Below are 21,094 nucleotides of genomic sequence, written 5' to 3' on the forward strand. Positions count from 1 at the left end.
AAAAGAGAGGAAGACTTGATGACTATCAACTCAGCACTTTCTTCTCACTCGGAACACCGCTGCTTGGCGTGCAAGCTACGGAACTCAGAACCGACTCAGCACTTCCTCTTCTGACTCGGAACACCGCTGCTTGGTGTGCAAGCTACGGAACTCGGAACTTTTGCACTCGTTTTCCCCACTCAGCACTCTTTAAGCGGCTTTGCGGTGGGTGACGAGGAGTTGAATTTGTCCGAGGGCGTAGTCTAGGAGGAGGCCGGTGACGCCGATGACGAGGACGGCGAGAAATACGGAGTTGAGGTTGAGGCGGTTCCATTCGTTCCAGACGAAGAACCCAATTCCGACGCCTCCGGTGAGCATTTCTACGGCGACAATTACTAGCCAAGCAATCCCTAAGCTAATTCGCAGGCCGGTGAAGATGTAGGGGAGGCTGGCGGGGAGGATGATTTTGTACACTTGCCGCCACCGGGGCATTTCTAGGACTCTAGCAACGTCGATGTAGTCTTTGGAGACGCTTTGAACCCCTAACGCGGTGTTGATGATGGTTGGCCAGAGGGAGGTGATGAAGATGACGAAGATGGCGGAGGGATCGGCTAGGTTGAAGATGGCGAGGGCAATGGGCAACCAGGCTAGAGGGGATACGGGTTTAAAGATTTGAATTAACGGGTTCAAGGCCAGCATGGCGGGTCTGGACATGCCGATTAAAAAGCCGAGGGGGATGGCGACTAGTGCGCCAAGTCCAAAGCCAATGAGGACGCGTCTGAGGCTGGCAATTAGCAGCCAGCCAATGCCTAGGTTGCCGGGGCCGCGTCGGAAAAAGGGGTTGAGAACGTAGTCGAGGTTGGCGGCGAAGGCTTCGGGGGGGGTGGGCATCAGTTCGGGCTTGAGCCATGCGACCACCCACCACAGCAGGATGATGCCTAAAAAGCCTAAAGCCGGGTAGAGTAAAGTCTCTTGCAGGAGGGCGGGTTTGGCTTTGCGCCATGCGGCTTGACCTGCGATCGCGATCGCAGATACGTTTAGTTGCACTGACATCTTGTGTGACCTCAGAGTCGAAGGCGGTTATCTTGCACCAGAACAGAACCAGCCAGGGACACTGATGGATGTCAAAACATTTTTGAGTAAAAATGCTGACTTTACCAGTCTCCTCTCAAAGCCTACGAAGTTAGCTGACGGGCGAGGACTGAGAGATGTCCTTCAAGAAGAACCTCGATAATTTCTGGAATGTCGAGGTTGCGGATCTTGATTAGCCCCTTGATGGGTTCCTCCGCTCCAGCTTGGGCGACAAGCTAGATTAGGCTGACTTATTTGGTGCTATTCGGCTTACTATAGCATTGCTTTTCTCCGATGTTCAATCCCTCTTAAGTCAGAGGTTAGATTTTTTTCTAAGAGCGTCAAATTTGCTACAAATTCTTGAAGAATTCAGATAATATCGTCATCAGGCCATTTTGGACTAGGAGTAAATTTGTGAGCGATTTCGGGTTCAATTTTAATTTTGGGCCAGCGTTATTTCTTCAGGCTGCCTCAACGCATAACCTAGCCCAATTAAACGTTCAGCCAATTACTGAACCCGTTCCAGTATTTTTGATTATGATGGCAATTATGTTAATTGCCCCGCTCTTGTTTGAGCGCATCAAGTTACCTGGAATTGTGGGGCTAATTATCGCAGGTGTGGTTGTTGGTCCCAATGGTTTAGGAATTTTAGAACGCGATGCAAGTATTGTTCTATTAGGAACCGTTGGTCTGTTGCTTTTGATGTTTATGGCGGGTTTGGAAACAAGCCTAGATGACCTCAAATATAGCGCAGATAAAGCTATTGTTTATGGCTTGGCAACCTTTGCTTTTCCCATGCTAATTGGTACGGGAGCTATGTTATTAATGGGTTATGGCGTTTTGGCTTCTATTTTGGTTGCCTCCTGTTTTGCCACCCATACGTTAATTGCACTTCCTATTCTCTTAAGATTGGGAATCATGCGAACGACGACGGTTACAGTTACGTTAGGCGGTACATTAATTACTAATGTTTTAGGATTATTAGTCCTCGCTGTCGTCATTCGGGCGCATGGCGGCGATCTAAACCTCGGCTTTTGGTTATTCTTGATCCCTTCCCTCACCATTTATACTTTTGCAACTTTATGGGGCGTTCCCAAAGTTGGGCGATGGTTCTTTCGTCGCTTTGGTCATGATGAAGGTGCAGAATTCACTTTTGTATTTGCAACCTTATTGGTGGTTTCATATGCCGCAGAACTGATTCAAATTGAACCCGTCATTGGAGCCTTTTTAGCTGGAATTGCGATTACTCAATTAATTCCTACCCTGAGTCCGCTGATGAACCGGATTCAATTTATTGGGAATAACTTATTTATTCCCTTTTTCTTGATTTCCGTGGGGATGTTAATTGACCCGATGATTTTAATTAACGAACCGCGATCGCTCTTAATTGCTGGGGTGATGATTGCCGCCGAAGTCACTGCTAAATTCCTTGCGGCTTGGGTTCCCAGTAAATTCTTAAAACTGCAATTTCCTAACGTCATGGTGATGTTTGGGCTATCAGTTGCTCAAGCCGCCTCTACCCTGGCAGCCATTACCGTTGCTTACGAAGTTGAACTGGTCGATCAACTGACCGTAAACGGGATTATTGCCATGATTTTAGTCACCTGTATTGCTTCTCCGTGGATTACCGCCCGTTGGGGACAACAGATGAAACCCCAAGAAGCGGCCGCTCCGGTTGCGGTGGAAGATATACAATTAGGCGATCGCGTTTTAGTCCCCGTCGCCAACCCCAACACCGAAGACAACCTGCTGCGACTGGCGATGATTTTAGCCAAAAAGGTGAATGGCACCCTGCTTCCTCTGCATGTTCTAATCGATCAAGACGGGAGAGTCACAGAAGCCGCTAAAATTCAGCAGCGCCAACTCCTAGAAGCCGCCGAAACCGCCGCTAACGCCGCCGTCATTGACGTAGAACCGATTGGACGGGTAGACGACTCCATCGATAAAGGAATTATCCGCGCTGCGGCAGAACACCAAGCCGGGTTAGTGATTTGCGGTTGGAAAGGTTACTCCACCTATCAAGAAAACTTCTTTGGCAGCGTTATTGATAAAGTAGTGCGTCGGGCAACAGTTCCCGTCTTAATTAGTCGCTTTCCCCATTCGATTAATAATACCGCCCGCGTGTTCTTGGCGATCGCCCAGATGGAAACCACCTCCGCCGCCTTCCGCCAAACCATCGGTTTAGCCAAAAATATCGCCACAGAACTCAAAGCCACCCTGCACCTCGTCCTCCTGGTGAATACCACAAAAACCAATCGTCCTCCCCTAGATGTCGAAGACTTTGGCTTAGAATCTGATACCCCCGTGCAACAAGTACGCGGAAACTTTGTCGCCAAACTCAACCGGATGCTGCAAACCGATGACTTATTAATTCTGACCGCCGGAACCCATCCTCACATCTGGGGTTTACCCGCGCTGGGTGTAGAACCCGAAACCATTGCCCGCAACCATCAAAACATTGCGATTATCGTAGTTCACTTTCCCCGCAGATAGCCCCCCAACTCCGCAAATCTGCGGATCTATGAGGGTTCGCTATGATAGGCTGACTGCAAGCTGGGTTCATCAACGGGTTCAACCCAAAGGTGTAACAAACCGAGCAAACAAGATAAGCTTTGCTTGGTGGATATTTGGAGGAGTGATACGGATGGATTTACGTACAGATGCACTAGAAATTCTTAAAGAAACCAGCCGCACGTTTTATATCCCAATCAACCAACTGCCCCCCCGCTTGCAGGAAGCTGTGGCGTCTGCATACCTCTGTATGCGAGCCATTGACGAGATTGAAGACCATCCCACCTTAGATAATCCAACAAAAGCTAAACTGCTCAAAGCGATTAGTTTAACGTTGCAAGCCGCCGTGGATGGGTTTTCGCTCGATGCATTTGTTAGCGATCTTAGCCCTTACAAAAATACCTTAGAAGAGGTAACGGTACGGATTCGCGAATGGGCCTTACTTGCGCCCGAAAGTATCGCCCCCCGCATTTGGGATGCCACCGCCGCGATGTCCGATCGGATGGCCTATTGGGCGGAACGCAATTGGCGGGTGGATACGGAAGCCGATTTAGATCGTTACACCTTTGGGGTGGCGGGAGCGGTTGGGTTGCTGCTATCTGACCTGTGGTCGTGGTACGATGGCACGCAAACGAACCGAACGCAGGCGATTGGTTTTGGACGCGGATTGCAGGCGGTGAATATTCTCCGCAATCATCAAGAAGATGGCGTGCGGGGGGTAAGTTTCCTTCCAGAGGGTTGGCAAGCGCCGGAGATGTTTGCCTATGCTCAACGCAATTTAGCTTTAGCCGATGCTTATACCGATGCCTTACCCGTGGGGCCCGCGCTGACTTTCTGCCGCATTCCTTTGGCGTTAGCGCATGGCACCTTGGATGCTTTGGCGAATGGCAAGGAAAAACTCAGCCGTTCTGATGTGATGGCTTTGTTGGAACAATTGAGCCAAAAATAGTGGCAATTTTGGAGGTTTGCGGATAGGGTTGTTGGTCAGATAGCGCGATCGCTCTTATCGTATCGGTCTTTGCGGTTGAGCGCGATCGCCTCAGCCCCTCTTAAGCTTGTTGAATTGTCCTATGCGTCGCTTTTTCTTGGCATTGCTTCTGCTGGTTAGTCTGTTGTACTCTCCTCTGGCTGCTGTAGCCGTTGAGTTGACGCCTCAATGCGATCGCCTTGGTGAGTTCCATCATCCGATCTCGACAGACTCCCCGCTAACCCAATGCTATTTCGATCGAGGGTTAGTTCTCACCTATGGGTTTAACCACGCAGAGGCGGCGCGTTCTTTTCAACAAGCGGCTCAACTCGATCCCGACTGTGCGATGTGTTACTGGGGAATGGCTCTGGTTTTAGGCCCCAATATTAATGCAGCAATGGATTCAGAAACCATTCCAGAGGCTTGGCAGGCACTTCAGAGGGCGCTATTGTTAAGCCCAAAGGCCAGTCAATCTGAAAGAGATTATATTCAAGCTTTAACTCAACGCTATTCTTTAGACGCCACCGCAGATCGAGCGAGTCTGGATATTGCCTACGCCGAGGCGATGCGGGAACTCTCCCAGCACTATTGTGAAGATTTGGATGCGGCGACGCTGTTTGTCGAAGCGCTGATGGATATAACGCCGTGGGATTATTGGACTCCCACCGGGGAACCCAACCCGAATACAATGGAGATTCTGACGACGCTAGAGTCCGTGTTGGCACGCAACCCCAACCACATCGGCGCAAATCATTTATACGTCCATGCGGTAGAAACTTCACCCTACCCCGAACGCGGTATAGAGAGCGCGGATCGATTGGGTGACTTGGTTCCGGCTTCTGGTCATTTGGTTCACGTTCCTTCCCATATCTATATCCGCGTGGGGCGATATCATGATGCGGCGATCGCCAATCAACGCGCCATTGAAGCCGATCGAGCCTATTTAAGTCAAGATCATGCTCAAGGCATCTATACCCTAGCCTATGTGTTGCATAACTATCATTTTCTCTGGGCAAGTGCCACAATGGAAGGTCAGTCTCAGGTTGCAATTCAAGCTGCACGCGATCTGGCGGCTAGGGTAAACCGTCGGATGATGCGCCAGCCGGGATATGGCACGTTGCAACATTTTTATGTGCTACCCCTTTATGCGCTGACTCGGTTTGGCAAGTGGGATGAAATTTTGATGCAACCTTCACCCGCAACTGATTTGGAGTATCCTACGGGGGTTTGGCATTATGCACGGGGGATGGCGTTTGTAGGGAAAGGGGAGTTGGAGAAGGCGGCGCAGGAGTTGGAAAGCTTGAGCGCGATCGCATCTCATCCCGCTTTAAAGGATGTCACCATTTGGGAAGTGAATAATACTCAAAGTCTATTGCAAATTGCTTCAGAGATGTTGGCAGGTGAGTTAGCCGGGAAACAGGGAGAGGAGGAAAGGGCGATCGCTCATCTCAATCGCGCTTTAACTCTGGAAGACGCTTTAAACTATGATGAGCCGGAAACCTGGTACTCCCCAGTACGCCAATCTCTAGGCGCTATCTTACTAGAAGCCAACCAACCCAACGCCGCCGAAAAGGTCTATCAAGCCGACTTAGCGCAACATCCGGAAAACGGTTGGTCGTTATTCGGTCTAATGCAGAGTTTGCAAGCCCAAGGTAAACTAGCAGAAGCTAAAGCCGTGCAAAAGCGTCTAGAGACAGCTTGGCAATACGCCGATGTCACCCTCACCGCCTCGCGTTTCTAACGGTATCCTCGGTAAAGATCGGGTCAATACCTGGTTGACTGACAATCAAGACAGTCGCGTTGGGTTGAGGTACGAAACCCAACCCTGGCTGCTGTTGAGTGACGCTAACGCTCACCCACCCTAGGACTTTCAGCAGTGAGTATCAGCCAATCAGCTTGGTTAGTCTCCCAGTAGAAGTTAGGCAGGAGAGGGTTAGAGTAAATGGAGGGCGAACAGGGAGTTAACCGTTGTCTGTGCTGGCGTTTATCAGCCTAATCGTAGCCATTGGACTGGCTTGGATTCACATTCTGGCGAGTCGGATGCGCTTTCTCGATACTCTGCCGCGCAGCCGTTGGCTTTCTTTGGCGGGGGGCGCTTCTGTGGCGTATGTCTTTGTTCATATTTTCCCCGAACTCAGCAAAGGACAGCAAACCCTAGAGTCTGTTTCCTATGCAGCCTTGGGTTTTCTGGAACATCACGTCTATTTAGTCGCTTTGGGCGGATTTTCGGTTTTTTATGGCTTAGAACGATTGGCAGCGCGATCGCGTCAACATAATCAAAAAAGCGGTATAGGAAACTTTACCACCCTGGAGGTGTTCTGGCTGCATATTGCCTCCTTTGCCGCCTACAACGCCTTGATTGGGTATTTGCTGTTGCACCGCGAGGAAGCCAATGGGTTAGGGTTATTGTTTTTTGCGATCGCAATGGCTCTGCATTTTATCGTCAACGATCGCGGCTTGAGCCAACACCACAAACACAGCTATCAAAAAGTCGGACGCTGGCTCTTAGCCTCTGCGATTCTGGTGGGATGGGCATTGGGTTATGCTACGGAAATCCCCCAAGCCGGAATCGCCCTATTGTTTGCATTTCTCGCAGGCGGAATTATTCTAAACGTTCTTAAAGAAGAATTGCCAGAAGAACGAGAAAGCCGTTTTTGGGCCTTTATTTTAGGCGCTTTCGTGTATGCCGCGATCCTGTTGATCGCCGAAGCCGGTTAGGATTCCCGTTGGGGACTCAAATACACGGGAGTGGTACCATTAGGCGATTCTTCAGCACCCGGTTGCAAAATCGTTAGATAAAACTCCGATCGCATTTGCGCTGTTAAATAGCGATGCTGCAAGGTTTGCCAAGCTTGCCAAGCCTGATGGCGAACTCGTGCCAGTTGACGCGTCAATTCGGGGGCTGCCGCGCTCCACTGGTTGCCTAACACATGGGCGATAAAATGGGTTAGCACCAAATTATCCTGCAAATCGCTTAAAACAGCTTGTAACTGCTTGATATCCTCCTCGCAAGTTTGATAAGCCCTGCCATACAAGGGGCGATAGAGGTGCATTCGATCGCGAACCTGTTGAGATTGCTGGCAAAGATCGCGCAGTTGATGACTGTATAAAGCTAGGTGCGTTTCCACAGATTTTACAGGAATGGCTGGGGGAATATCGGCTTCCCAATTCGTTTTCTCGATGCCCACCAGCCACCCCGGTTGTAAAAACAGTTGGCTCACAAAAGGGGACAGCAAATCCGGTAAAATCGGCTCGATGGGCATGGGAGCAAGGGGGCTGTAAGCGGGGGCTTGCAACCACTGGTGCAACGCTGCTTTGAATTTGGCGTAGCGTTTAGAACGCAATTCCTTGTGGCTTTGTTTGTCGGCGCGCTTGCACTGCTTTTTCAATTTCTTGAGAACTTTGCGGAGGGCTGGCTGTTCGGCTGGGGGCAGGTGCGGCTGATAATGGGTTTGCAACGTTACCTGCAAGTTTTCCAGTTCGCAGAGGTTGCTTAAGGCTTGAGTCACTTGGGCGAGTTGTTTTTCCTGTGCTGCTTTTGGCAGAATAATGGCACGATCGAATCCCGCGATCGCCGTTTGCAAGCGCCGCATTCCTACGCGCATTCGTTTTAACGCCACCAAGCGCTGTTCGCCCCCTTCTGTTTTCATCACCTCCGCTTCATCGGCGAGTGTTTGATTGAAATGGGTGGCGATGGCTAAATGCGCCCAATCACCAAAGGTTGGTGGCAAAGAGAAAGAAAGCTGATTCATATTTTTAATGGGTAAGTTTCAGGCTTGTTGATATTGCTGCAAAAGCTTCTGGGCTTGCATCGCATCCACCGGCTTGGAGAACAAATATCCTTGTCCATATTTGCATTCTCCGGGTAATGCCATCAAACGATTCACTTGTTCTGGGGTTTCCACGCCCTCTGCAATTACATCTAACCCCAAACTCTCCGCAAGGGTGACAATGGTAGCCAGCAGCTTACAGCTATTTTGCTCAACTTCAATCCCGCTGACAAAAGAACGGTCAATTTTTAGAGTATCAATGGGGAGTTTGTGCAAGCGACTGAGGGAAGAATACCCGGTACCAAAATCATCAATACAAAGCTGAATCCCCCGTTGTTTGAGTTGTTCGAGCCGAGAGAGGGTAGAAACAGCCGTTGCCATAATCGCACTTTCGGTAATTTCCAGCTTCAGGCAGTGCCCTTCTAAATCCGTTTCTGCGAGAATGCGATCGATGCATTCGACTAAATCGCCTTGATCGAGTTGAATCCCAGAAAGATTGACGCTCATCATCAGCGAGGGCGTCTGGGGAAGGTTGAGGTTGGTGTAACCTTGATATTGCCATTGTTTAAGCTGGCGACAGGCTTCCCATAAAATCCAATGGGATAGCGGCACAATTAAACCTGTTTCTTCGGCGAGGGGAATAAATTCGATCGGAGAAATTAACCCTCGCAGGGGATGTTTCCAGCGTACCAAAGCTTCAAAACCGACAATTTGACCCGTTGCCAGCAAAACAATCGGTTGATAGTGCAGAATAAACTCAGATTCCGCCTGCGGTTGAGCAAGCAGAGCATCGAGCGATCGCCGCAAGTCGGTTTCGAGTTGCAACCGCCATAGCGCCCCCGTATGCATGGAGGGTGTAAAAACGGCATACCCTCCTTTACCAGAAGCTTTGGCGTGATGCATTGCTGTATCTGCCGCCCGCAAATAGTCCTCTGGGCGATTCCACTGCACGAACGGATCGGATTGTTCAAAGGCAATTCCTAGATGAGCGGTGATAAAAACCTCTCGCCCTTCAATCTGAAAGGGGTGTTTGAGCAGGGCTTGCAGGGTTTGGGCAAGCTGGATTGCGGTTTCTGGGGCGTCTACTTGTTTGAGTAAAATAGCAAAATCATCGCCCCCGATCCGAGCCAGCAAATAGCTGGAGTGCAGGCAATCTGGGTTCTGTTCGATAAAATCGGATAAACGCTGACCGATGAATGATAATAGCCGATCGGCAACTAAGTGACCGAGGCTATACTTAATCACCTTGTAGTTCGAGATTTCTAAAAATAAGAGGGCGAACTGGGGGCGGGAGTTGACGGGAGTTGGACAGCGTTGCGAGAGGGTTTCGATGGGAGAATCCCTGCGAGAAGCGATCGCTCGCGCGCTGTCTAAGAGTTGTTGTAATTCTTCTAAAAATAGGGTGCGATTCGGCAAACCCGTAAGGGGATCGTAAAAGGCATAATAGCGAAGTTTTTCTTCCGCCATGCGCCGTTCTGTAATATCGCGCACAAAGCCTTCGTAGTATAAGACATTACCTTGCTCGTCGCGTACAGTTCTGGCATTCTCGACAATCCAGACGACGTTTTGGCGATCGCCCATCCCACTTTGAGGATCGCGGCGATAAATCATCGCTTCAAAATTGGTGACAGAATCAGATTCTTGAATGGCTGAGATAAATTCAGCCCGTTGCTTGGGGTTGACGTAGAGTTGTTGTCCAATATCCGTGATGGAGGCGATCAGCGCTTCCGGAGAGTCATAACCGCAAATCCGTGCAAGAGCCGGGTTCGCCTTGAGGAAGTACCCTTCTGGAGTGGTCTGAAAAATACCTTCTACCGCATTTTCAAAGATGTTGCGATACTGAGCTTCGGCGCGTCGCAAGGCTTCTTCCATTGCTTTGCGTTCGGTGATGTCGCGCCCCACCACCACTAACCCCTGACGGGAACCATCGGCATTAAATAAAGGCACTTTGGTAAAGTCAAACAATTGCGAGGTGCCATCCGGATGGGCGATCGCCTCTTCATATTTATAGAGCGATCGCAACTCCCAGGTTTGGCGATCGGACGCGTCTAAAGCCAAAAAAGTCTGTTGACAGGCTTTGGCTTGTTCTGCAAGCTGAAGATGGGTTAAGCCTTGATATTGACCTTCTTCTAACCCCAAAAGCTTGAGGGTGTAGTCATTCGCCACGAGCCAGCGCCCGCGATCGTCTTGCAGGCTAACGAGTTCGGGAACGGCATTAATCAGAGTTTTTAACCAATGTTCTTGAGTTCGCAACGCCTCTTCTGCTTGCTTGCGTTGCATAACGCTGCCTAACTGAGTCGCAACCGCGCCGATCAATTGCACGAGGCTGCTATCGGCTGGACGGGCTTCAAACATGAAGAACACCAGCACGGCTAGGACTTGGCGGGTGGGGTGAACCTCCGATCCATCTGCCAGAATGGGGACGCCCAAGGTGGCTCGCAAACCGCATTGTCGCGCCTTGAGCGATCGCCCCGATACCTCTGGCGCGAGTAAAGAAATATCTTGATGCCATTCCGCTTGTTGCGTTTGCCAAATCCGCCCGACAATATCTTGATGGGGCTGAAAAGTCAGGGCTTTGCTGTCGGCGTGAAATTGGGCAATTTGCGGGTTATTCTCGCCATACCAAGCCGAACACGCGATTAGACTCGACCCTTCGGCGTTGGGTATCCAAGCCTCGCCGTAATGCCATCCCGTCAGTTCGCAAACCTGGGAAATGGCGACTTGCAGAGCCTCGGAAAAGTTGGAGGTTTCGCTAATGGCAACAATCAGCGATCGCAACAGTCGCGCTTGTCGCTCTAGGGACTGGCGTTCTCGGCGTCCGGCCGCCTCCTTGCATTCGCGTTCGACGGCCGGTAATAGGCGAGCCAGATGACCTTTAATAATATAATCGTGCGCCCCGGCTTTCATCGCAGCTACGGCGGCCGGTTCGCCAATTTCACCCGACACGATAATAAAGGGAATATCAAACCCCGTTTGTTGCAGCAGTTCCAAGGCTTCCGTAGCGCTAAATTCGGGTAAAAAGTAGTCGGCCAGAATAATATCCCAATAGGGGCGATCCGGGAGATCGTTGAGGCGTTGCAAGGCTTCCTGCATGGCGGTGCGATTTTCCACGCGTTCAAACAGGATTTGATACCCCCCTCGACGGAGATAGCGCAGTATTAAGAGGGCATCATCTTCTGAGTCCTCAACCAACAAGATGCGAAGCAGCCGATCGATCTTAGTCATAGCAGTTCTGATACTGCGCTAGCGATGAGAGAGCTTATTGCTCAAGATTTCTCACACCAGGGGACACATCAAGAGTCAGGTGCGGGAAATACCTTTATTTTAGTGGCACTCAGGGTTGCGAACGGCTTTTAGATTCGGGGGGCAAGGCTAAATGACCTAAAGTTACGCGGGGCAATTCTGGATCGGTGGGATTGAAGGGTAAACAAAAGAAGAATGTGGCTCCTTGTTCCGGCGCGGCTTGGGCCCAAACTCGACCGCTATGTCGATGAATGATGCGTTGAACAATGGCTAAACCAATTCCCGTTCCTTCAAATTCTTGAGCGTTGTGCAAGCGTTGGAAGGGGGCGAAGAGTTTGCTGGCATAGTGGGGATTAAAGCCGATGCCATTGTCTCGAATGAAAAAGGTGAGGGTTTGGGGTTCGGGCGATCGCAGTCGGTATTGCGAGTCTAGGGAACGCGTTTCTTCTAATCTCGGTTGCCAGGGGAGGGTATGGGGTAAGATGCCAAACTCGATTGAGGCGGCGGCTTGCTTGCTGGTATATTTCCAAGCATTTTCTAGGAGGTTTTCTAGGGCAATTTGCAGGAGGCGTGCATCTGCATAGGCGATCGCTTGGGGGGCTATTTTAAATTCGACTGGGCGCGAGGGGTTGGTTTGTTGCAACTCGCGGGCAATCTGAAGGGCGATCGCGCTGAGATCGACCCACTGGGCGTTGAGTTCTTGCAAGCTCAGATGCGACAAACTTAATAAGTCATCGATCATCTCTTCCATGCGTTCGGTTGAGTGGATCGCCCGCTGTAAATAACTTTGCGAGATCGGGTTCAGCTCGTCCGCGCAGTCTTCTAAGATCGCCTGAGAAAATCCGGCAATGCGGCGTAAGGGCGATCGCAAATCGTGAGAAACAGAATAGCAGAATGCTTCTAGTTCTTGATTGGCAACTTCTAAGGCTTGAGTTCTTTCCTGAACGCGCTGTTCAAGCTGACTGTTCAATAGACAAATTGCATTGGCCGCCTGTTTTTGGTCGGTAATGTCTTGAGCTACGCATAGAACCCGGTCTAAATCGAGGGGGAGAAGTTTAGCGGCAAACCACACCAATTGACCCGCGATCGGTAGCGTATACTCAATGCGGACGGGTTGCTGAGTGTCTAGCGTTTGGTGAATGTGCTTTAAAAAGAACTGAGCGCGATCGCTATCAAACAAATCTGCAAGCGTCTTCCCAATCACTTCAGCCGCCGGCCGATACAATTGCGGCGCTTGAGTGGGGGCGATCTTAAGATAGCGACCTTCGCGATCGAGAACTAACACCACATCGTTCAACGCGGTCAGGATCTTGCCGATTTCTAAAGAAGAGAGTTCCCGATCTCCCTCAACCGCAGGACAACGTATCAAACGAGACTGCAAGCGGTGAAAGCACCACTGAACTAAATTTCCCAAGAGGATTCCTACCCCCAAGATCCCCCATAGACGCCATTCTCCCCAATCCAGCAGTGAAAAAACGGCTGGGTACTGCATCCCTAGGGCAAATCCATCAACAAAATATGGCATCGTCAAACTGCAAACTTAGATGACCTGGCAGGCAAAGCTCAAGGGGTAAAGATTTAGTCGCTCGCGACGTATCACTCAACATTGCAAGAACGATGTTGCCGAAATGATGGATAGAGCCTCTAAAGTTTGAGAGATTTACCCATCAAAGATATTATCAGGCATCTATCTAAAGTTAGGAATATTTAAATGTAATCTGAATCATTAATTTTGTTCGTCTGAGGACGCTTGAATATCGTTCAATTCAATCCCTTAAGATTTTTTGAGGAGCGGTACTGCACGTCCCCTCTCCGCATTCAGCAGTAAAAAGTGGCAAAATTGGGTAATGTTATCATTCTTTGCATCGAGCCGTGACCCAAACTCCCCTTCATCCCTCTAATACCGGAGCCATCCAATATCCTGATGCGTTAGGACGCTTTGGACAATTTGGCGGTAAATACGTCCCTGAGACGCTCATGCCAGCCCTGAGCGAGCTAGAGCAAGCCTACGCGCAATATCGCCGCGATCCGCAATTTCAAGAGGAACTCCAAAATTTACTCAAAGATTACGTGGGACGGCCGAGTCCCCTCTATTTTGCCGAACGCTTAACGGCTCACTATGCCAAACCCGATGGTAGCGGCCCGCAAATTTATCTCAAACGAGAAGATTTAAACCACACGGGCGCGCATAAAATTAACAATGCCCTCGGTCAAGTGCTGTTAGCCAAGCGCATGGGCAAACAACGCATTATTGCCGAAACCGGGGCCGGACAGCATGGCGTAGCAACGGCGACGGTGTGCGCCCGTTTTGGTCTAGAGTGCATTATTTATATGGGCGTTCATGACATGGAACGCCAAGCCCTGAATGTTTTTCGGATGCGCTTGATGGGGGCGGAAGTTCGTCCTGTGGCAGCCGGGACGGGAACGCTCAAGGATGCGACCTCCGAAGCCATTCGCGACTGGGTAACGAATGTGGAAACCACGCATTACATTCTCGGTTCAGTGGCCGGGCCTCATCCTTACCCGATGCTGGTTCGCGATTTTCAAGCCATTATCGGTCAAGAAACTCGCGCCCAAGCTCAAGAAAAGTGGGGCGGTTTGCCCGATATTCTCCTGGCTTGCGTGGGGGGTGGCTCTAATGCAATGGGGCTATTTTATGAGTTTGTGAAGGATGCTTCGGTACGCCTGATTGGGATTGAAGCGGCCGGAGAAGGCGTCGATACGGATAAGCACGCGGCGACCCTCACCAAGGGGCGGGTTGGGGTGTTGCATGGGGCGATGAGTTACCTGTTGCAAGATCCTGAAGGTCAGGTGATCGAGCCTCATTCGATTAGCGCAGGCTTAGATTATCCTGGAGTGGGGCCGGAGCATAGCTATCTCAAGGACTCTGGACGCGCCGAATACTATAGCATTACCGATGAAGAGGCTTTAACCGGATTTGAGCAATTATCGAAGTTAGAAGGGATTATACCGGCTTTGGAAACGGCTCATGCGATCGCCTATTTAGCTCAACTGTGTCCTCAATTGACAGGTAGCCCGCGCCTTGTGATTAATTGTTCGGGACGCGGTGACAAAGATGTGCAAACGGTTGCTAAATATTTTAATCCGGCGTAATTCAATTATTTTTAACGTTTTTTAGGGCGAATTTAGGTTCGCCCTTTTTTCATCCTTTGGGAAGAAGATACAACGCCCTCTAATTGATAGTCTAGGAATTGAAAGCCACATCCAATAGAAGCCCAATCGTACCTCTCTATTAACAGAATCAATTCTGAAGAGAGAAGACACTAGGCTTTGGTTTTCCGAGGAGCGAATACTCGTCTATTCATCAGATCCAAAACTTTAAAACTATCGATTTCCAGGCAAGATTCCTCAGTATTGTTGTTGGTTGAAGGAGCATAAATCAATGTTTAAAAGAAAAAATACAAACAGCGAAGCACAAGTCGTTGCTAGCGCTATCTCGCATTCCGATACTTCTGAGCGCAACCGCATTTTCCAACTCTCCGCAGTGGTTGGCTTGTCTTTAATGGCGTTAGTGCTTCCGGCTTGCACCCCTGGCGATACAGCACGGGATGACGACGCCCAAATCACCACCGAAAACGTTACTGAAGATACGCAACAACTCATCGGTCAAACTGTAACGGTCAGAAGCGACGTTGACGATCAAATCGGACCGAATACTTTTACAATCAGCGATAGCGGTCTATTTGGTGCCGATCCAATTGTGGTCGTTAATGCCACCGGAACGCCCTTTGTTTTACCGACCGATATTGATGCAGATGTGCAAGTCACGGGTGAAGTTCAACGGTTTGTGCTGGCTGATATTGAGCGCCAATATAATTTAGGCTTAGATCCAGCCGTGTATGGCGAGTATGAAAACGAACCCGTCATCATTGCTCAATCTCTGGCGCTAGCACCGCGTGCGGGCGATATTACCGATAACCCAGAACGCTACTATGGTCAAACGATCGCCGTTCAGGGTGAAATTGATGAAGTGATGGCCAATAATAGCTTTACCCTCCAAGATGGCGCTTGGATTGGCGGTCAAGATTTATTAGTCTTGAAAGTAGGTCAACCTACAACTGCAATTCAAGATGGTCAAGAAGTGGTTGTCACTGGCGAACTTCGTCCGATGAACGTGGCGGAAATTCAAAGAGACTATAACGTCACTTGGGATGGAGAAATGCAACAACGCCTAGAAGCAGAATATCAGAATCGCCCCGTTCTGATTGCAGAGGCCACTTATCCTTTAACGCAACAAAATGGTGGAACCCGCACTACCACTCCCTAGGAGAGGGTAACGCTAAAGGGACTTAGAGCAGTCGGGAGTTGGGAGTCAGTGTTTCCCAATTCCCGATTCCGCTTTAAATGTGCGATAAAATTTCCCGCATCCTCGATAATGGCTGTTGATGCGTGATGAGTAACGGATGAGCCAAGAGAATTTTCAGGTTTGCGATCGCGATCTTTCCCCAGAGTGGTTAGAACGCTATCAAAAGTGCGATCGCCTTGCCGTCGATACTGAGACAATGGGATTGCTACCGATTCGCGATCGCCTTTGTCTAGTACAACTGTGCGACGAACAAGGCTTTGTCTGTGCGATCCGCATCGCCAGAGGACAAACCGACGCCCCCAACCTCAAGCGCCTTCTAGAATCAGAACAAGTTCTGAAAATCTTTCACTTTGCTCGGTTTGACGTAGCCATGTTGCGCCACCACCTAAACATTACCGTCAATCCCATCTTTTGCACAAAAATTGCTAGCAAACTCGCCAGAACCTACACCAACCGCCACGGCTTAAAAGATTTAGTCAACGAACTCGAACAGATAGAACTCGACAAAACCGCCCAAAGTTCCGACTGGGGAAACGCTGAAAATCTATCGGAACAGCAATTAAGCTACGCCGCCAACGATGTCAGGTATCTAATAAACGTTCAGCAAAAGTTAGTGAAAATGCTAGAACGCGAAGAACGCCTAGAACTCGCCCATCAATGTTTTAACAGCCTACCCGTCATCGTTTCCCTTGATTTGCTGCAATATCAGGGCGTGTTTGAACACTAACAAAGAGGGTGGGGGGAAGAAGAAGGGAGTTGGGAGTTAGGAGTTGGGGGTTGGGGAGAAGAAAAGGTAGGAAGACTTGATAACTATCAACTCAGCACTCAGCACTCTTCTCCCACTCGGAACTCGGAACACCGCTACGCGGAAGCAAGCTACGGAACTTTGCACTCACTTCTCCCTCAACAGGCGTTACACTAACCCAAAGACTTGTTGAGATTGAAAAAAGCGCATGAAAGCAGCGACGGTCAGCTTGTGTCGAGCAAATTCCTACGATGATTTAGTCTTGCGAAATGCTTTAATTCAAGTTTTGGAACCCTTGGGGGGAATATCTGCTTTTGTTAAACCCGGTTCCCGCGTTCTCCTCAAACCCAATCTTCTCACGGGTGCGCGTCCCCAGAAAGAATGCGTTACCCGTCCAGAAATTGTACGCTGCGTGGCTCAACTGGTTCTAGAAGCCGGGGGAAAGCCGTTTTTAGGTGATGGGCCGGCTTTTGGTAGCGCGCGCGGGGTGGCGGTTGCTAATGGCTATCAACCCCTGTTAGAGGAATTGAATTTACCCGTGGTTGAGTTTAGCGGCAAGCGCTATCAAACCGTTAGCGATACGTTTAATCATCTGCTGCTGAGTAAAGAGGCGATGGAAGCCGATGTGACGATCAATTTACCCAAGGTGAAATCTCACGTCCAACTGACGATGACGCTGGGGGTGAAAAACCTGTTTGGCTGCGTTCCCGGTAAGATGAAGGCTTGGTGGCACATGGAAGCGGGAAAAGATAGCGGGCGGTTTGGCGAAATGTTGGTGGAAACGGCTAGAGCGATCGCGCCTGACCTTACTATTTTAGATGGGATTATCGGTCATGAAGGTAAAGGGCCTAGTGGTGGCGAACCTCGCTTTTTAGGCATTCTCGGTGCGGCGGATAACGTTTTTGCTCTAGATCGTGCCTTTTTAGAGATTCTACAGGTCGATCCGGCAACTGTACCGACTGCGGCGGCCGCTTCTCGGCTCAATCTTTGTCCAGCAACGGTTGATTTTCCCTTACTCACCCCCACAGAACTGCAAGTTTCAGACTGGAAGTTACCGGAAGCATTAGTTCCTATCGATTTTGGGATGCCTAGGGTGATTAAGTCTACCTTCCGCCATTTTTATATTCGTTTTATCAAAGAACCCCTCGCCGTCTACGGCCGTTCTTAAGCGATCGCAATTAGCTCAATAGCAAAAAGCAAAAGCGCTTGGGAAACTGGACTCCCAAGCGCTTGTTTTTACAGAGTTAATTCTGAGAAAGGTTTAGGATTTTTAATCTCAATCTCAGCAATTCAGTAAAGGGTCTGGGCTGAGGTGGGATTAACTTAGGAAACCCAATCTACAGCGTTTTTCAATTCTAGGAAATACTCTTTCTTTAAGCTTCCCCCAACTCAGAGAGATTTAGGCAAACCGTGTGGTATCTCTCCAATCAAAAAAACGCGATTTGTGGGAGTTTATCTAACAGCCTTCGCGCGGAATTTTACTTAAAGCGTGCCAAGTTCTGTTCCCGACAACTCCATCTGCAACTAAGCCAACTCGCTTTTGAAAAGCTTTGACAGCTTGCTCAGTCATCCAACCAAAATCACCGTCAATTTTGCCATTATAATCGCCGCAAATTTGTAAAACTTCTTGCACTTTACTCGTTGCTAGTCCATAATGACCCCGACGCAGTTCGGGCATATTGACGGGTGCGCCTGTATAGAGGGATTGCCAGGTTAATGAACCGACAATACCATCTTCTGTTAAGAAGACGCGGCGTTGATAGGCTTTGACACTATACTCTAAAATTTCATCAAAAACGCCATCGATAAAGATGTCATAAGAACCCAATCCCCAATGAATAAGCAGGCGTTGAAGTTCGCGAACGTCGTTGCCTTTAGAACCCCGACTTAGGGTGGGTTTATTCAGAGCAATTGAGTTAGCAGATTGAGTGTTGGTAGGTAGTTGCATATTTTTTTGATTTGATTTGTGTTTGACAATTCCTAAGTTACTTTGGCTCTTTTCTCAGTCACCTCACCTTTTGGTTTCATCCAATCGGGTGATTCAAAAAGTAGAAAAAAAGGGGTTATTCTTGTTCGAGATCGCTGAAATGTTTTCCGGACAAAAATGAGAAAATTAATGTATGTTTGTTGAATGGATGCCAAATAAAAAGGTATCACCCAATCGGGCGATGCTATTAAGAGGAATTTTTGCTGCGATGGAAGTAGAGCGATCGGAAACTTAACTCACTTCAGTCAGTTTCATCGCTGAAATTGTATCGGCAATAGACGCGATCGCGCCCAAGACTTGAGCCTGGAGTGAGTATATCTACTTAAGTCTTTAGAGAGTTGCAGAAAACTTTGACAATTGCCCTCTAGAAAGGCGATCGCTTTGGTCAAATTCTGTTATCTTATTTAACATTACAAAAATTTACTTATAGGATTTGAGTATGCAAAGAAGCACGCAAGCCAAACTCGGTAAAGTTCTCGCCATCGGAGGAGCCACCCTGCTGTTAAGCAGCGGCATTAGCGTTGCATCCGGCTTACTCGCCATCAAGCATATTCCCCCCGGTTTAACGGGCGTTGCTTTGCTGATGGAAGTTGCCGGGTTAGGTTTATCCGAAAAAGTCAAAGATTGTTAGGCTAGTCGATAGGATGAGCCAGCTTAAACCAAACCGCTCCGAAGCGCTACAACAGCGGCTTGTACGCGGTCATCCACCGCTAGCTTATTCATAATCCCGCGAACGTGAGTCTTCACAGTATTGGGACTTAGATAAAGCTCGGCAGCAATTTCTGGATTGCTATATCCTTCCACCATTAACTTGAGAACTTCTAATTCTCGCTGAGAAAGCTGACCAATATTGCTCGTTGGGGTTGGTGGTTTTAGATGTTCGATGACTTTACGAGCAATTTGCGGATCGAGATAAGTGGCCCCTTCTTGAGCCGCCGCGATCGCAGCTAGCAAGCGGTCTACATTCGCCCCTTTAATACAATACGCATCAGCCCCACTCGAAAGCGCCGCAATAATTTCCGTTTCCGTCGTGTGGGAAGTCAGCATCACCACGCGTACATCAGGGAGGGCTTGCTTAATTTGCTGAGTAGCGGCGATCCCATCCAACCGGGGTAAACCAATATCCATCACCACCAAATCGGGTTTGAGTTTCAGCGCCGCTTCTACCCCTAAATACCCATCCTCTGCTTGTCCCACGAGCGTTAGGTTAGGCTGTTCCATCAAGGTTTGTTCTAAACCTAATTGCATCATCGGGTCATCTTCAACAATCAAAACCCGAAGGGACGGCAGATCGTCAATCTCAGTCATGAATCTCTCAGAAATCAACAAGCCCACAGAGCTACCTAGCACTCTAACCGATCTCCGGGTGAAAAACTACGATTTGTCGCAAGACTCAAGATTGACCCGCCAGCGCGATCGCCCCAATTCCCAACACCGAAATTCCTTGTTGTTGCAGGGTTTGAGCGGCAGAGCGAGCGGTTGCTCCGGTCGTATAGATATCATCAAGTAATAAAATAGGAGAGTTGCGCTTGAGGTTTCCCACCACAAACGCCTCGGTCAAATTGAGCGATCGCGCTGAAGAAGATAAACCAAACTGGGCTTGTGTTTGGCGAACCCGCTTTAACCCGGAGGAGTATAAACGCAGACCCGAAATCTCACAAAATTGTTCAGCCAGCAATTGCGCTTGATTGTAACCCCGCTGCTTCAGCTTCGTTTCGTGGAGGGGAATAGGGACAACCCCCGTTCCGCGCGGATAAGAGATCCCAGAAGCCAGCCAAGCTTGTGCCAACTCCGTCCCTAACACGCGAGCTAATTGAGGTTGATTTTCATACTTTAAAACCGCGATCGCCCGCTTGAGCAAGCCTCCATAAGTACCCCAAGCAAATACAGGGAATTCTGCTTGCCATAACCGTTGCGGATCGGCTAACTGGCAGCGCCGCAAGGACTTTAAGCAAGCCGCACACAACTGTCCCTCAGTAGGGCGATCGCACAAAGGACAGCTTGACTTTAAAAATAAACCCGACCAAGCTTTTCCAATCAACTGCCAGCGACCCATACTCATCGAAAACCTCTGAGAAACCCTGCCGTTCTAGTGCCCGGAGGAATAGGAGCAGCAATTGAGCGGTTCGATGCCGCGAAAATTGCCAGTTTAGTAGCTGTATGCATAACCATCCTTATTTGGGCATAGTCTTGCAAAACTTGGGGCTGATTAAAATAGGCTGCACCGTACACCGATTAAAACTACTTTAACGATAAGATTTGCAAAGCGCAAAATCGAGCCGCCTTTTGCTCCTCCCACCCGGAACGACCAACCGCGTATACATCAGTCTTCTAGTCTTGTTTTACAAGGTTTCGATCCCCCCTAGCCCCCTTTAAAAAGAGGATTTAGGGGAATCTCAGCTAGATGTGGGATTCCTACACTCAATGTGTATGCACGGTAGCCGCAATGACTGAGCGCAAAGATAGAACGGCTGGCTAGCCAATTGATTCACAT

At 49.3% G+C, this 21,094-nt stretch carries 16 protein-coding genes and 1 riboswitch; of the genes, 9 read left to right on the forward strand and 7 right to left on the reverse strand.

Translation table 11 applies throughout. From position 1 onward, the window contains the following. Positions 1-189: 189 nt before the first annotated feature. Positions 190-1,032 (reverse strand): nitrate ABC transporter permease, encoded by an 843-nt coding sequence (gene ntrB, locus QQ055_RS09320; RefSeq protein ID WP_286004599.1) that lies wholly within the window; start codon positions 1,030-1,032, stop codon positions 190-192. Between the two features lie 104 nt (positions 1,033-1,136). Further along, a riboswitch (cyclic di-AMP (ydaO/yuaA leader) is annotated at positions 1,137-1,308 on the reverse strand. A gap of 279 nt (positions 1,309-1,587) precedes the next feature. Between ntrB and QQ055_RS09325 the strand changes: the two genes are divergently transcribed. The 4 genes from QQ055_RS09325 to QQ055_RS09340 all read left to right on the forward strand — a co-directional run bounded on the left by QQ055_RS09325 (position 1,588) and on the right by QQ055_RS09340 (position 7,246). Continuing rightward, the gene (locus QQ055_RS09325; protein WP_286004612.1) at positions 1,588-3,543 is read left to right on the forward strand and encodes a cation:proton antiporter domain-containing protein; all 1,956 of its coding nucleotides are present in this window, start codon (positions 1,588-1,590) and stop codon (positions 3,541-3,543) included. A gap of 151 nt (positions 3,544-3,694) precedes the next feature. Next, the gene (locus tag QQ055_RS09330) at positions 3,695-4,510 is read left to right on the forward strand and encodes a phytoene/squalene synthase family protein (RefSeq protein ID WP_283358090.1); all 816 of its coding nucleotides are present in this window, start codon (positions 3,695-3,697) and stop codon (positions 4,508-4,510) included. 121 nt (positions 4,511-4,631) lie between these two features. Further along, positions 4,632-6,269 (forward strand): tetratricopeptide repeat protein, encoded by a 1,638-nt coding sequence (locus tag QQ055_RS09335; protein WP_286004600.1) that lies wholly within the window; start codon positions 4,632-4,634, stop codon positions 6,267-6,269. Between the two features lie 227 nt (positions 6,270-6,496). After that, the gene (locus tag QQ055_RS09340; protein ID WP_432806011.1) at positions 6,497-7,246 is read left to right on the forward strand and encodes a hypothetical protein; all 750 of its coding nucleotides are present in this window, start codon (positions 6,497-6,499) and stop codon (positions 7,244-7,246) included. On the opposite strand, the gene QQ055_RS09345 is transcribed toward QQ055_RS09340, so the two are convergent. The 3 genes from QQ055_RS09345 to QQ055_RS09355 form a co-directional block, all read right to left on the reverse strand. Then, positions 7,243-8,280, reverse strand: coding sequence for a CHAD domain-containing protein (locus QQ055_RS09345; protein WP_286004601.1), 1,038 nt, complete (start codon positions 8,278-8,280; stop codon positions 7,243-7,245). The two genes, QQ055_RS09340 and QQ055_RS09345, sit on opposite strands and share 4 nt — an antisense overlap. Positions 8,281-8,298: 18 nt before the next feature. Further along, positions 8,299-11,523, reverse strand: coding sequence for an EAL domain-containing protein (locus tag QQ055_RS09350; protein WP_286004602.1), 3,225 nt, complete (start codon positions 11,521-11,523; stop codon positions 8,299-8,301). A 109-nt stretch (positions 11,524-11,632) separates the two neighbouring features. Then, positions 11,633-13,066 (reverse strand): sensor histidine kinase, encoded by a 1,434-nt coding sequence (locus QQ055_RS09355; RefSeq protein WP_286004603.1) that lies wholly within the window; start codon positions 13,064-13,066, stop codon positions 11,633-11,635. Between the two features lie 347 nt (positions 13,067-13,413). Between QQ055_RS09355 and trpB the strand changes: the two genes are divergently transcribed. From trpB to QQ055_RS09375, 4 genes are all read left to right on the forward strand, one after another. Then, positions 13,414-14,655, forward strand: coding sequence for a tryptophan synthase subunit beta (trpB, locus tag QQ055_RS09360; RefSeq protein WP_283358084.1), 1,242 nt, complete (start codon positions 13,414-13,416; stop codon positions 14,653-14,655). 289 nt (positions 14,656-14,944) lie between these two features. Next, on the forward strand, positions 14,945-15,829 hold the full coding sequence (locus tag QQ055_RS09365) for a hypothetical protein (protein WP_283358083.1): 885 nt from the start codon (positions 14,945-14,947) through the stop codon (positions 15,827-15,829). 136 nt (positions 15,830-15,965) lie between these two features. Next, positions 15,966-16,595, forward strand: a complete 630-nt coding sequence (locus QQ055_RS09370; RefSeq protein WP_286004604.1) for a ribonuclease H-like domain-containing protein — start codon at positions 15,966-15,968, stop codon at positions 16,593-16,595. A 226-nt stretch (positions 16,596-16,821) separates the two neighbouring features. Continuing rightward, entirely contained in the window at positions 16,822-17,781 is a 960-nt protein-coding gene (locus tag QQ055_RS09375; RefSeq protein ID WP_283358081.1) for an Npun_F2552 family protein, read from the forward strand. Positions 17,782-18,069: 288 nt separating this feature from the next. On the opposite strand, the gene QQ055_RS09380 is transcribed toward QQ055_RS09375, so the two are convergent. Further along, the gene (locus tag QQ055_RS09380; protein ID WP_069968822.1) at positions 18,070-18,561 is read right to left on the reverse strand and encodes a peptidoglycan-binding domain-containing protein; all 492 of its coding nucleotides are present in this window, start codon (positions 18,559-18,561) and stop codon (positions 18,070-18,072) included. Between the two features lie 478 nt (positions 18,562-19,039). On the opposite strand from QQ055_RS09380, the gene QQ055_RS09385 reads away from it, so the two are divergent. Next, positions 19,040-19,231 (forward strand): hypothetical protein, encoded by a 192-nt coding sequence (locus QQ055_RS09385; protein ID WP_284474475.1) that lies wholly within the window; start codon positions 19,040-19,042, stop codon positions 19,229-19,231. Positions 19,232-19,254: 23 nt separating this feature from the next. On the opposite strand, the gene QQ055_RS09390 is transcribed toward QQ055_RS09385, so the two are convergent. Both QQ055_RS09390 and QQ055_RS09395 read right to left on the reverse strand, forming a co-directional pair. Beyond that, positions 19,255-19,908, reverse strand: coding sequence for a response regulator (locus QQ055_RS09390; protein WP_069968824.1), 654 nt, complete (start codon positions 19,906-19,908; stop codon positions 19,255-19,257). Between the two features lie 85 nt (positions 19,909-19,993). Continuing rightward, entirely contained in the window at positions 19,994-20,662 is a 669-nt protein-coding gene (locus QQ055_RS09395) for a ComF family protein (RefSeq protein ID WP_284474474.1), read from the reverse strand. Positions 20,663-21,094 lie beyond the last annotated feature (432 nt).

The organism is Geitlerinema calcuttense NRMC-F 0142 (genome assembly GCF_030285425.1).